A 10,709-nucleotide genomic window follows, 5' to 3' on the forward strand; every position below is an offset into this window, starting at 1 on the left:
CGCTCGACAGCGGCGTCGAACGAGCCCGCCTCGCCGACAGCCCCCTCAACGTGGACCGTGACGGCCGTGACACCGGGCTTCGCCGAGTCCAGTGACGTGTTTCGGTAGGCGGTGAAGGTGTAACCACCGAGGGCGGCCCCCTCGAGAATCGCCTCGACATCGCGGGCGGAAGCGGTGGGGAAGGCGAACGCGACAGTGCCCGCGCCGGCGAGTTGGCGCACGGCTGACCCGGCCGCGTTCCGCAGGCTGTCGGTTCCGGCATCCGATCCGAGCCCGATGATCGCAATGCTTCTTGCGGATCCGACGGAGGCGGGGATCCGCACCAGCTGGTCGGCTGCGCCGGTGACGCCGATCGCGTCGAAGACCTCGCCGACGCCCGCGAATCCGTCGCTCGCGTGGAGAACAGCCGATGAACCGGAGTTCAGCGCCCCGAGAACGAGGACGTCGGCGTGTGAATCGATGGCGGCGGACGAGGACACGGAAAGCACGGGGACAGACATGCCTCTCATGCTAGACGTACAGCCGGAGAGGCCATCGGCTGTGTTCGCTCTGCGCGTTGCGTCACCGCTTCGGGTCCCCGGGTGGCCGATTAGAGTGGGGGTATGAGTTATCCCGGCGACCTCTTCGAGCTGACGGCTGCGGCATCCGATGTGCCGGATGGCCTCGACCTCGTTGTGGCGCTCACCGGTTTTTCCGACGCAGGCGGCGCCGCCGGCCAGTTCAACGACTATTCGCGTGGCGCTTTCGAGAGCGAGCCGGTTGCGATCTTCGACAACGACCTGCTGCTGGACTACCGTGCCCGCCGGCCGATCATCTATTTCGACCAGGACCACCTCACCGAGTACACGCCACCGAGGCTTCAGGTGTCATTGGCGTATGACGACCTTCGCCACCCGTTCCTGCTGCTCACCGGGTATGAGCCCGACTTCCTCTGGGAGCGGTTCGTCAGGGATGTTCTCGGACTGATCGATCGGTTCAGGGTTGCCAGGACCACATGGGTCCATGCGATTCCGATGCCTGTGCCACACACCAGGCCCATCGGGGTCACGGTCAGCGGAACGCGGGCGGAATTGATCGAGTCGATGAGCGTGTGGAGGCCACACACGCAGGTCCCGTCGAACGTGCTTCACCTTCTCGAGTACCGCCTCACCGAGCGGGGCTCAGGAGTCGCCGGCTTTGCGCTGCTCATTCCGCACTACCTGGCGGATACGGAATTCCCGACCGCGGCCATAGCCGCCATCGACAGCATCAGCGCGGCGACGGGGCTCATCCTGCCTACCGACGAACTCCGGGAGGAAGGACGCGAGTTCGTCTCCCGGATCGACGAGCAGGTCGGCGGCAACGAGGAGCTGAAGAGACTCGTCGGCACGCTCGAGGAGCGATACGACACGTACATGGAAGGCAGCGCGCTGCGTTCGCCTCTCATGGACTCAGACGGCACGCTGCCGTCCGCCGATGAGATCGCGGCCGAACTCGAGAAGTTCCTCGCCGGCCGGAAGGGCCCGGACGAGCGCCGTCCGCCGGGCGACTCTGCTCAGTAAGCCGTTTGCCCGCTAATAGCTGACGGATGGCGATGTATTACTTCGCATGGAATGAGAGACGAGGGCTCGCCCTAGGCTGAGGTCATGAACTCCGCGAAATCCTGGCTGGTGTTCTGGGTCGGGGTTCTCGCCTACATCGCAGCCGTCATGCAGCGTTCCACCCTCGGTGTTGCCGGGGTGTCCGCGGTCGAACGCTTCGATGCCGGGGCGTCGGCGCTGTCGGCGCTGGCGGTTCTGCAACTCGTCGTGTACGCGGCGATGCAGGTGCCCGTCGGCGTGCTCATCGACCGGCTCGGGCCGAGAGTGCTCATCGCCTTCGGTCTCTCGTTCCTCGTCGCCGGGCAGGTCGTGCTCGCGTTCTCGCCGTCGATCTCCGTAGCGGTTCTCGGCCGCATCCTCGTCGGAGCCGGTGACGCAGCGATCTTCGTTTCGGTTATGCGGCTCGTCAGCTCCTGGTTCTCGGGGCCCATCGTGCCGCAACTCTCCCAATGGATGGGCAACCTCGGGCAAGCGGGGCAGATTCTCTCCGCAATCCCGTTCGCGTGGCTGCTGCACGCGCTCGGCTGGACTCCCGCCTTCCTCGCCGCCGCATCCTTCGTTGCCCTCACCCTTGTCCTCGGCCTCGCCGTCATCCGCGACCGGCCCGCAGAGTCGACCGAATCCGGGCGGGCGGAGAGCTTCCGGGAGGCTCTCAGTTCACTGAAAGCCAGTTTCCGTCGCCCGGGCACACAGCTCGGGTTCTGGTCGCATTACGTGACGCAATCGTCGGGCACGGTGTTCTCCTTACTTTGGGGTTACCCCTTCATGGTCTACGGGCTCGGGTTGTCGGAGCCGATGGCGGCGTCCATGCTGCTCGTGATCGTGGCATCCGGTGTTCTCATCGGCCCGCTGCTCGGTCTGCTGTCAGCGCGGTACCCATACAGGCGGAGCAACCTCGTACTGGGGATCGTCATCGCCATCGGATGCGCGTGGACGGCGTTGCTGCTCTGGCCGGGAACCCCGCCCCTCTGGCTGCTCATCGTGCTCCTGGTCGTCCTCGGCGCCGGCGGTCCCGGCTCCCTCATCGGGTTCGATTTCGCCCGCACCTTCAACCCCGCACGCGTCCTGGGCTCAGCCAACGGCGTTGTGAACGTCGGCGGTTTCCTCGCCAGCTTCATCATGATGTTTCTCATCGGGCTGATCCTCGACTCGCAGTCGGCGGCTGGCGCGGCGCCGCGGGAATTGTACCGGCTAGAGGCTTTCCGGCTCGGCTTCCTCGTCCAGTACCTCGTCATCGGTTTCGGGGTGGTGATGCTGATCCTCGCCCGCCGCCGCACGCGAAGGGGGATCGTGGAAGAAGAAGGAATACAAGTGGGGCCTCTGTGGGTTGCAGCTCTCGAGACGATTCGTCGCCGTCGCCGGTGACGGCGATCGCCAATGGCTCGTTCTCACAGCAAAGCGTGACATAATGTGGACTAAGGACCCGTTCAAGTCCGTGCTGGTCGTGTCTTCCGACGCGTACACAGCGCCAGGGCTTGACATGGGTCTTAGTAATGTCCGAAAACAATCTGGGCCCATGAGCGGGTGTCCGTGACAAATACGCTCCCGGGACTGAAAGGTGCTCCTATGGCCAGCAAGGCCGCACAAACTTCGGCAACGGAAGAAACGACGACGGCAACGAAGGCCGCAACAGAGACAGCGGTCGCGGAGACGGCTCCCGCGACGACCGCTGCAAAGACCAAGGCGCCCGCGAAGAAGGCGCCTGCGAAGACCACAACCGCAAAGGCGCCGACGGCCGCCGCTCTCAAGAAGGCTGCTGCCGCCGCGGCTGCCGCTCAGGCCGGGGAAGCGCCCAAGGCGGCGAAGGCTGCTCCCGCCAAACGAGGCCCTGCCAAGAAGAAGGCAGAAGAACAGCCTGAAGAGGTGCACGTCGACCAGACGGATGCCGAACGGGAAGAAGCCGAGGAAGCCCGCAAGAAGAAGGCCGAAGAAGCCGAGGCTCTTCCTCAGGGCGCTCTCGTTCTCTCGCTCGTCGATGACGAGGACGAAGTCCCCGTCTACTCCTCTGCCATCACCGGCGCCACCGCCGACCCTGTGAAGGATTACCTCAAGCAGATCGGCAAGGTTGCGCTCCTCAACGCGGCCGAAGAAGTCGAACTCGCCATGCGCATCGAGGCTGGGCTGTTCGCCGAGGACAAGCTGTCCCAGATGGACGACACCGAGAAGCGCACGCAGCTCGGTCGCGAACTGCAGTGGGTAGCCAAGGACGGCGCGCGTGCCAAGAGCCACCTGCTCGGTGCGAACCTCCGGCTCGTCGTTTCGCTTGCGAAGCGCTACACCGGCCGCGGAATGCAGTTCCTCGACCTCATCCAAGAGGGAAACCTCGGCCTCATCCGTGCCGTCGAGAAGTTCGACTACACCAAGGGCTTCAAGTTCTCCACGTACGCGACCTGGTGGATCCGCCAGGCGATCACCCGCGCCATGGCCGACCAGGCCCGCACGATCCGTATCCCCGTGCACATGGTCGAAGTCATCAACAAGCTTGCGCGAGTCCAGCGGCAGATGCTGCAGGACCTCGGCCGCGAGCCCACCCCTGAAGAGCTCAGCCGGGAACTCGACATGACCCCTGAAAAGGTCATCGAAGTGCAGAAGTATGGCCGCGAGCCGATCTCCCTGCACACCCCGCTCGGTGAAGACGGCGACAGTGAATTCGGTGACCTCATCGAAGACACCGAAGCAGTCGTGCCGGCAGACGCGGTCGGGTTCACCATGTTGCAGAAGCAGCTGGAGAGCCTGCTCGACTCCCTCAGCGAGCGCGAAGCCGGCGTCATCCGCATGCGCTTCGGGCTGGGCGACGGAATGCCGAAGACCCTCGACCAGATCGGCGACACGTTCGGTGTGACCCGCGAACGCATCCGCCAGATCGAATCGAAGACGATGGCCAAGCTTCGCCACCCGTCCCGGTCGCAGTCGCTGCGGGACTACCTTGAGTAAACCGACCGGCCTTCACTACGTTCTTCCCATCCTCGCCGGCCGCCTGACGCGTTTCGCAACGCGTCTGCGCGGCGGCGGGAGTGCGCTCCCCGGAGTGGTGGTACAGAAACTCGCGCCGCACGTGATGAGGGACGTCGCTTCCCAGCTCCCGTATGGTGTCGTCTTCGTGCTTGGCTCGAACGGCAAGTCGACAACGACGAACCTGCTCTCCGCGATCATGCGGGAGCACGGGCTCACAGTGTTCACCAACCCGTCCGGTGCCAACATGCCCCAGGGCATCGCGTCAGCCATGCTCGCGGAGACCTCCCTGACCGGTCGGATGGACGCAGACATCGCGATCCTCGAGATCGACGAGGGTTACGGCGCCGTGATCGCACGCCAGCTGAAACCGCAAACAGCTGTGATCCTCAACCTGCTCGTCGACCAGATCTATCGGTTCGGCGAGCCGGACAAGGTCGCCCAGATGTTCCGCGGGATCGCCGCTGAGATCGGTACCTCGATCGTCCTGAACCGGGACGACAACTTCCTCGGCACTCTCGGAAGCGAACTCGAGGCCGAGGGTCGACTGGCTGTCGAGTACTTCGGCGTCACCCCGGAGGTCCAGGCGTCAGCGCCCCACGGCCAGGTGTCGGCGCGTGACTTCTCGGGTGCGGCGGCGACGACCGCCGTCCGCCACGCCGTCGCCGAGGTCGTCCACGCCGACGGTTACGACGCGAAGATTTCGTTCGCAGGCACCGTCCACGACGTGCGGATGCCGTCACGCGGCATCCACTACGCCGTCGACATCGCAGCAGCGTTCACCCTGGCCGCGCGCAACCTGGGGGAGCGGTTCGACATCGCCAAGGCCATCTCAGCGGTGCAGACCACCAAGACCGTCTACGGTCGAGGGGAGATCCTTCAGGTGAACGGCGTCGAGGTCGAGATTCTCATGCTGAAGAACCTCGCCAGCCTGCAGCTCAACCTCGACTACCTGCAGGAGACCCCCGATTCCGTACTGTTCGCCTACGACGAATCCAGCAAGGATCCGTCCTGGTTGTACGCCGCCGACCTCAGTCGCCTGAACCACGTCGACGTCATCTCCGGTCCGAAGGGTGCGTTCGTCGCCCTTCGCTTGGCCTACGAGGGCAAGGACTTCGGCGTCATCGAGCCCGACATCACGAAGGCTGTGCAACGGATGCTGGACGGCCCCCGGCCGACAAGCGGTCGTCACACCTTCTTCCTCGACTACGACCAGATGATGGCCACCCGCCGTTACCTCGGCTACAAAGACCTGGAAGCGGGTGCTGCATGAGTATTCGTGTCCTGGAGCTGTACCCCGCCGACCTGTCGCTCAACGGTGACGTCGGCAACCGCACGGCGCTCGTGCGCCGCATGCGGCTCGCCGGCATCGATGTCGAGGAACTGAGCTACTCGCCCGGCGACGAACTGCCGGAGTCGGCGGACATCGTCCTGATCGGCACCGGCACGTCCAGTGCTGTGAGGTCGATCGCCGCGGACGTCGAGCGGATAGCGCCGACACTCCGCGCCTGGTCCGAGGCCGGCGTCGTGATCGTCGCGGCCGGAGCCGGATTCCACCTGCTCTCCACAACGCTCAGGTTGAGCGCCACGGAGGTGTTCCCCGGGGCAGGGGTCTTCGCTGGTTCCGTCGACAGCAGTTCCAAACGAATCATCACGGAGGCTTTTGCCATCGACAGTGAGTTCGGTCTGCTCATCGGTACGGAGAACCACACCTCGCTGTACACCGGCCGCCCGGACCAGAAAGCCCTCGGGCGGGTCCGCAACGGCTTCGGTAACGGTGACGGCACCGAGGGCGCACGAGTGCACAACAGCATCGGCACCCACTGCCACGGGCCGTTCCTGGTGCTCAACCCCGCCGTCGCGGACTCCCTGATCGGGGTGGCCGCACAGCGAGCAGGCATCGACTACCGGCCGGGGCCGGAGCACGCGGACCTGGACGCGGTCATCGACCTGGCCCGCGGGATCCTTCTCGCGAAGGTGCCTGCTGCCTGATCCGGCAGCTCGATTGCGTCACCAGCCGCTGCGTGTCGGCGTGTGTCCGTCCCGCGCGTCTACCGGCATGGACATCTCAGCGCGGAAGCCGAGGAGCCGGATCGGCCGGTCCTCGTCGATCCTGTCGGCGAGGTCCATGGCGCGCGCCAGTACGACCTCACGATCCGCGGTCACCGTGATCTTTTTCGTGAAAATTTTGGTGACGAACGGCGCGTAACGCACCTTGAGGGTGACACCGATCACCGGGCGGGCCTCAGCTGCAACATCCTGCAGCACGCGGTCGACCAGCTCGCGCACCGCGGCCATCACGTCGGCGGATGTCGTGAGGTCCTGCTGGTAGGTCGTCTCCCGGCTATGACCGCGAGGCACCCAGGGTGTGTCATCGACCTCCCGCGCTCCCTCGCCACGGGCAAGCTGCCCGTACCACGGGCCCATTCTGGGACCGAACTCTGCGACCAGGATCTCAGCATCGGCGGCGGCGAGCTCAGCGACGGTGGTGATGCCGTGCCCGGTGAGGCGACGGGAAATTTTCGAGCCGACGCCCCACAGGTCGATGGTGGGGCGGTCGCCCATCACGTCCAGCCAGTTTGCGGCTGTCAGTGTGAAGACGCCGCGCGGCTTGCCGAACCCGGTGGCCACTTTTGCGCGAACGAGTGTGTCGCCGATGCCGATGCTGCAGTGCAAGCGGGTGCGCTCGAGTACCGCCTGCTGCACGCGCCGGGCGTACGCCTCAGGGTCCTCCGTGTCTATCCCGAGAAATGCTTCGTCCCATCCCAGTACGTGCACGATGGCTCCCGGCTGCTCCCTCAGCGTCGCCATGACCTCCTGCGAAGCCGCCGTGTAGGTCTCGGCGTCCACCGGCAGAATCACGGCGTTCGGCACTTTCCGCGCTGCGATCCGTAACGGCATCCCCGAGCCGACGCCGAACGCGCGCGCCTCGTACGAGGCTGTCGAGACGACAGCGCGTTCAGTGGGGTCGCCACGCCCGCCCACGATCACCGGCTTGCCGGCAAGCTCCGGATGTCGCAGCACCTCGACGGCCGCGATGAACTGGTCGAGGTCGACATGCAACACCCACGGATTGCGCACTGGATTCACGCGGCCAGTCTGGCCGCCGCGTGCACGTTTGCATAGGCGGTTGCACAGGACTGGACTGAGTGACGCAAGCCTGAAGCGTGGATCCCGTCAGGGGTCCCGTTGTGTTGTTCTTGAGGCATCCAGGCAACCATAAGGGACCCCCAGCGCAGGGTGTCGACAACACGGGCCCCCTCAGCGCCCGGGAAGCAGACACGAAAAACCGCCGCCCGAAAATCGGACGGCGGTTTCTGGTGCTACCGCGAAGGTCAGCGGGGGTCGTTGTGGAGCCGGCTGGACTCGTCGTGCCAGCTGTGGGCGATGGCCGAAAGCTTTTCCTGGTACTTTTTGCCGTGGTGGGCACAGAACAGCAGTTCGCCGCTCTTCACAACCACACGGATGTAAGCCTGTGCGCCGCAGCTGTCGCAGCGGTCCGCAGCGGTCAGCTGTGGCTCAAGGGTGTCGACGCTACCGTTACCGACTCGTCCGGTACCGTGTTCTCCTGTTGACATGAGCTCCTCCTGACCTTGGTGTTCGAGCATGTGCGCTCACCCAATGAAACCACGCATGGCTGGATATCTTCCCATCGTGTCCGCTATTTCGCTGTGCGCGTACGGTGGGGGCACGAATTCGTGTCACTTCCGGCCTCACAGGGCCGGATCGGTAGGCTTGAACATTGTGAGTTCCGATTATTCCGCCCGCCATCTTTCCGTCCTCGAGGGCCTCGAGGCGGTTCGCAAACGCCCCGGGATGTACATCGGCTCGACGGACTCACGCGGACTCATGCACTGCTTGTGGGAGATCATCGATAACTCCGTCGACGAAGCGCTCGGCGGACACGGTGACCACATCGACGTCGTGCTCCACGAGGACGGCAGCGTCGAAGTACGCGACCGCGCCCGCGGCATCCCGGTCGACATCGAACCCAAGACCGGCCTGAGCGGCGTGGAAGTCGTCTTCACGAAACTCCACGCTGGCGGAAAATTCGGTTCCGGTTCGTATGCGGCATCCGGTGGACTTCACGGTGTTGGAGCATCCGTCGTCAACGCGCTCAGCGAGCGCCTCGACGTCGAGGTCGACCGCGACGGCAAGACCTGGGCCATGTCCTTCCACCGTGGCGAACCCGGCATCTTCACCGACTCGGGGGAGCCCAGCCCGGACGCCCCGTTCACCCCCTTTGAATTCGGCAGTGAATTGCGCGTCGTCGGCAAGGTGAAGAAGGGTGTCACAGGGTCTCGCGTCCGGTACTGGGCGGACCGGCAGATCTTCACCAAGGGCGCCGCGTTCCAGATGGACGACCTCATCACCCGCGCCAGGCAGACGGCGTTCCTCATCCCCGGGCTCGGACTCACCATCGAGGACAAGCGCTCAGGCGAGAACTCGGATGCAGACACGCATCTCTTCCAGTACGAGGGCGGTATCTCCGAATTCGTTGAGCACCTCGCTACAGACACGCCGGTCACCGACATCTGGCGGCTCACCGGAACCGGCACGTTCACCGAAACGGTGCCCGTCCTCAGCGACTCCGGTGCCATGCTCGCCACGGAACTCGAACGCACCTGCGAGGTCGATATCGCCCTCCGCTGGGGGACGGGCTACGACACCGTCGCGAAGAGCTTCGTCAACATCATCGCCACCCCGAAGGGTGGAACGCACCAGGTCGGCTTCGAACAGGCCCTGCTCAAGTTCCTCCGGCAGCAGGTGGAACAGAACGCCCGCCGGCTGAAGGCCGGATCGGACAAGCTCGAGAAGGACGACGTGCTCGCCGGCCTCACCGCGGTGCTCACCGTGCGCCTTCCTGAACCGCAGTTCGAGGGGCAGACCAAGGAGATCCTCGGAACGCCCGCAGCTCGCAGCATCGTCGCCAACGTCGTGGCTTCTGCGCTGAAGGAACGCTTCGCGTCGACGAAGCGAGACGATAAGGCGCAGACAGCGCTCGTGCTCGACAAGGTCGTCTCCGAGATGAAGTCCCGCATCTCCGCTCGTGCCCACAAGGAGACCCAGCGCCGCAAGAATGCGCTCGAGAGTTCCTCACTGCCCGCGAAACTCGTGGACTGCCGCAGCAACGATGTGGCGAACAGTGAGCTGATGATCGTCGAGGGTGACTCGGCGCTCGGTACGGCGAAGAACGCACGAGACAGCGAATTCCAGGCGCTGCTCCCCATTCGCGGGAAAATTCTCAACGTGCAGAAGGCATCCGTTTCGGACATGCTGTCGAACGCGGAGTGTGCCGCGATCATCCAGGTGATCGGAGCCGGATCAGGCCGCAGCTTCGACATCTCGACGGCGCGCTACGGGAAAGTCATCATCATGAGCGACGCCGACGTCGACGGCGCCCACATCCGAACCCTGCTTCTCACCCTGTTCTTCCGCTACATGCGCCCGATGATCACCGAGGGTCGGGTGTTCGCGGCGGTGCCGCCGCTGCACCGGGTCGTTGTCATGAACAACGGTTCGAAGGCCAACGAGACGATCTACACGTACTCCGAACAGGAATTGCACGCGCTCCTCGCGAAGCTGAAGAAGACGAACAAACGCTACAAGGAGCCGATCCAGCGGTACAAGGGACTCGGTGAGATGGATGCCGACCAGCTCGCGACCACGACGATGGACCGCAGGCACAGGACTCTCCGACGGGTGCAGATGCACGACGCCGAACAGGCCGCGCAGGTCTTCGAGCTCCTGATGGGCAACGATGTGGCGCCGCGCAAGGAGTTCATCGTCGAAAGCTCTGACCGGTTGAACCGGGACCGCATCGACGCCTGATCCGCACGGCAGACGGTGCGCGGAACCTGGCGTTCGGGCGGCATCCGTGGCGAATGCACCCGGTTCGGACGCGGTCATCCGGCGTGCCGGGTGTTTCGGTCCGGAGCGGGTGAATCGGTGACGCCGGCGGCGACGAACGAAGCGACCCATCCTTTCCGGGCCGGTCAGTCTGTGGCGATTTCGCTTCCGATCGAGGCGATCACCGAGTCGATGGCCGTGCCGGATCCGTCGCGCTTCGCGCCGGGATCCGGAATCGTCCTTGCCGATCCGTCCGCACCGACGGCGTGTGCTGGCCCAGGCCCGGCCCAGGCCAGCGAGAGACCGTCTTCGCCCTTGAGGAAGGAG

General features: G+C 64.9%; 10 protein-coding genes. 6 read left to right on the forward strand and 4 right to left on the reverse strand.

Features of this window, described 5'->3' with window-relative positions:
• On the reverse strand, positions 1-500 hold a 500-nt coding region (locus ACLQ62_RS04925), incomplete at its 3' end, for a M17 family peptidase N-terminal domain-containing protein (RefSeq protein ID WP_411720549.1).
• Between the two features lie 102 nt (positions 501-602).
• Between ACLQ62_RS04925 and ACLQ62_RS04930 the strand changes: the two genes are divergently transcribed.
• From ACLQ62_RS04930 to ACLQ62_RS04950, 5 genes are all read left to right on the forward strand, one after another.
• The gene (locus tag ACLQ62_RS04930) at positions 603-1,541 is read left to right on the forward strand and encodes a proteasome assembly chaperone family protein (RefSeq protein WP_411720550.1); all 939 of its coding nucleotides are present in this window, start codon (positions 603-605) and stop codon (positions 1,539-1,541) included.
• An 84-nt stretch (positions 1,542-1,625) separates the two neighbouring features.
• Positions 1,626-2,945, forward strand: coding sequence for an MFS transporter (locus tag ACLQ62_RS04935; protein WP_411720551.1), 1,320 nt, complete (start codon positions 1,626-1,628; stop codon positions 2,943-2,945).
• A gap of 201 nt (positions 2,946-3,146) precedes the next feature.
• Complete coding sequence (locus tag ACLQ62_RS04940) at positions 3,147-4,514, forward strand: RNA polymerase sigma factor (RefSeq protein ID WP_411720552.1); 1,368 nt, start codon at positions 3,147-3,149, stop codon at positions 4,512-4,514.
• Positions 4,507-5,805 (forward strand): Mur ligase family protein, encoded by a 1,299-nt coding sequence (locus ACLQ62_RS04945; protein WP_411720553.1) that lies wholly within the window; start codon positions 4,507-4,509, stop codon positions 5,803-5,805. Before ACLQ62_RS04940 ends, ACLQ62_RS04945 begins: the two co-directional genes overlap by 8 nt.
• Complete coding sequence (locus ACLQ62_RS04950; protein WP_411720554.1) at positions 5,802-6,524, forward strand: type 1 glutamine amidotransferase; 723 nt, start codon at positions 5,802-5,804, stop codon at positions 6,522-6,524. The genes ACLQ62_RS04945 and ACLQ62_RS04950 overlap by 4 nt, the downstream gene beginning before the upstream one ends.
• 18 nt (positions 6,525-6,542) lie before the next feature.
• Here ACLQ62_RS04950 and ACLQ62_RS04955 read toward each other — a convergent pair whose 3' ends face one another.
• Together ACLQ62_RS04955 and ACLQ62_RS04960 are read right to left on the reverse strand one after the other, a co-directional pair.
• On the reverse strand, positions 6,543-7,598 hold the full coding sequence (locus ACLQ62_RS04955; protein ID WP_411720557.1) for a DNA polymerase IV: 1,056 nt from the start codon (positions 7,596-7,598) through the stop codon (positions 6,543-6,545).
• A gap of 269 nt (positions 7,599-7,867) precedes the next feature.
• Positions 7,868-8,110 carry a hypothetical protein gene (locus ACLQ62_RS04960; RefSeq protein WP_411720555.1) on the reverse strand — a complete coding sequence of 81 codons (243 nt, stop codon included), beginning with the start codon at positions 8,108-8,110 and terminating at the stop codon, positions 7,868-7,870.
• Positions 8,111-8,273: 163 nt separating this feature from the next.
• On the opposite strand from ACLQ62_RS04960, the gene ACLQ62_RS04965 reads away from it, so the two are divergent.
• A complete protein-coding gene (locus tag ACLQ62_RS04965; RefSeq protein ID WP_411720558.1) occupies positions 8,274-10,364 on the forward strand; it encodes a type IIA DNA topoisomerase subunit B in 2,091 nt (696 codons plus the stop codon).
• A gap of 164 nt (positions 10,365-10,528) precedes the next feature.
• On the opposite strand, the gene ACLQ62_RS04970 is transcribed toward ACLQ62_RS04965, so the two are convergent.
• A partial coding sequence (locus tag ACLQ62_RS04970; protein ID WP_411720556.1) for a hypothetical protein occupies positions 10,529-10,709 on the reverse strand: 181 nt, incomplete at its 5' end.

This window comes from Mycetocola sp., assembly GCF_046716805.1.
In the GTDB taxonomy this organism is placed as follows: Bacteria; Actinomycetota; Actinomycetes; order Actinomycetales; family Microbacteriaceae; genus Mycetocola_A.

What these genes read in the sequence shown, in the direction of transcription:
- ACLQ62_RS04935 (WP_411720551.1), top strand. Translation starts at nt 1,626, where the DNA reads ATGAACTCCGCGAAATCCTGGCTGGTGTTCTGGGTCGGGGTTCTCGCC.
- ACLQ62_RS04960 (WP_411720555.1), bottom strand. Translation starts at nt 8,110, where the DNA reads ATGTCAACAGGAGAACACGGTACCGGACGAGTCGGTAACGGTAGCGTC.
- ACLQ62_RS04950 (WP_411720554.1), top strand. Translation starts at nt 5,802, where the DNA reads ATGAGTATTCGTGTCCTGGAGCTGTACCCCGCCGACCTGTCGCTCAAC.
- ACLQ62_RS04940 (WP_411720552.1), top strand. Translation starts at nt 3,147, where the DNA reads ATGGCCAGCAAGGCCGCACAAACTTCGGCAACGGAAGAAACGACGACG.
- ACLQ62_RS04930 (WP_411720550.1), top strand. Translation starts at nt 603, where the DNA reads ATGAGTTATCCCGGCGACCTCTTCGAGCTGACGGCTGCGGCATCCGAT.